This window comes from Streptomyces sp. S.PB5, from assembly GCF_030403745.1.
GTDB lineage: Bacteria > Actinomycetota > Actinomycetes > Streptomycetales > Streptomycetaceae > Streptomyces.
Genome location: NZ_JAQMWP010000057.1, coordinates 1 through 1,451, shown reverse-complemented (window position 1 = coordinate 1,451; position 1,451 = coordinate 1). Strand labels below are relative to the sequence as shown.

Below are 1,451 nucleotides of genomic sequence, written 5' to 3'. Positions count from 1 at the left end.
CTATTAGGGCTTGGTCATCTTCACTCGTGCATGCGTGTCTCATGCTGCGTGAGTGTCGTTGGAAATGGTGTGACACCTGAGGAGATGGCCTCGGTCCGGGGGGACTTGGAGGCGTTCGCGGCGGAGTTGTTCGACGGGTTCTTCCGTGCGGATCAGCGGCGGTGGGGGCAGGCGTATGTGCGCGGGTTGCTGCTGGACGGGCAGTGCAAGTCGGTGGAGCCGATGGCCGCCCGCTTGGGTGAGGACGGCAACCGGCAGGCGCTGGCGCACTTCATCACCTCCAGCCCGTGGGATCCCGCGCACGTGCGGGCCCGGCTGGCCTGGAGGATGCACGAGGTGATCAGCCCTGAGGCGTTGATCGTCGATGACACCGGCTTCCTCAAGGACGGGGATGCTTCGGCGTGTGTGTCGCGGCAGTACACCGGCACCGCGGGCAAGGTCACCAACTGTCAGGTGGGCGTCTCGCTGCACCTGGCCAACGACCGTGCCTCGGCCGCGGTCGACTGGCGGCTGTTCCTGCCCGCATCCTGGGATCCCGACTCGCCGGAGGCCGCGGCGGACAAGATTGCCCGCCGCGGCCGGTGCGGGATTTCCCGCCCAGGTGGGGCATGTGGAGAAGTGGCAGCTGGCCCTGGACATGATCGACGAGACCCGGTCGTGGGGCATCGACGTTCCTTTGGTTGTCGCGGACGCCGGATACGGCGATGCTGCCGCCTTCCGGCTGGGCCTGGAGGAACGCAAGCTGCCCTATGCGGTGGGGATTTCTTCCCGCCATACCGCCCAGCCCGCCGACGCCCGGCCGGTCCAGCCCGCCTATGCGGGCACCGGCCAGCCACCCAAAATGCAGTACCCCGAGCCTGCGCAGACCATGAGAGATCTGGTCATCGCGCCCGGGAGGACGGCGGCGAGACCGGTGTCGTGGCGGGAAGGCTCCCGGCCGGGCAAGAGCCAAAGTGGCTTCAAGCGCAGGTACTCGCGGTTCGTCGCCTTGCGCATCCGCCCGGCCGGCCGCGGCATCCGCAAGGCAGCCGACGATCCTGAACTGCCCGAGCGCTGGCTGCTGGCGGAATGGCCCGCGACCGAGCCCGAGCCGGTCCAGTTCTGGCTCTCGAACCTGCCCTCTGGCATGCCACTGGCCATGCTGGTGCGGCCGGCCAAGCTCCGCTGGCGCATCGAGCACGACTACCGCGAGATGAAACAGGCCCTGGGACTGGCCCACTTCGAAGGCCGCACCTGGAGCGGATGGCACCACCACGTCACCCTCGTCTCCGCCGCCCACGCCTTCTGCACCCTGCAACGACTGGCACAAGACCCAAAAGACGCCGCGCAGGCCTGAGCCTTTACCATGTGGTCCGCGAACTGCAGACCCTCCTCGCCACCTGGACCGGAACCTGCCCCACCTGCCACCGCGACATACCCACACCACTACGAACCTGACCAAGCCCTACTAG

General features: G+C 67.9%; 1 pseudogene. It reads left to right on the top strand.

The annotated features are described in order from the left end of the window. The first annotated feature begins 84 nt into the window (after window positions 1-84). Window positions 85-1,336: pseudogene (locus PH203_RS49530) on the top strand (IS701 family transposase). Window positions 1,337-1,451: the final 115 nt, after the last annotated feature.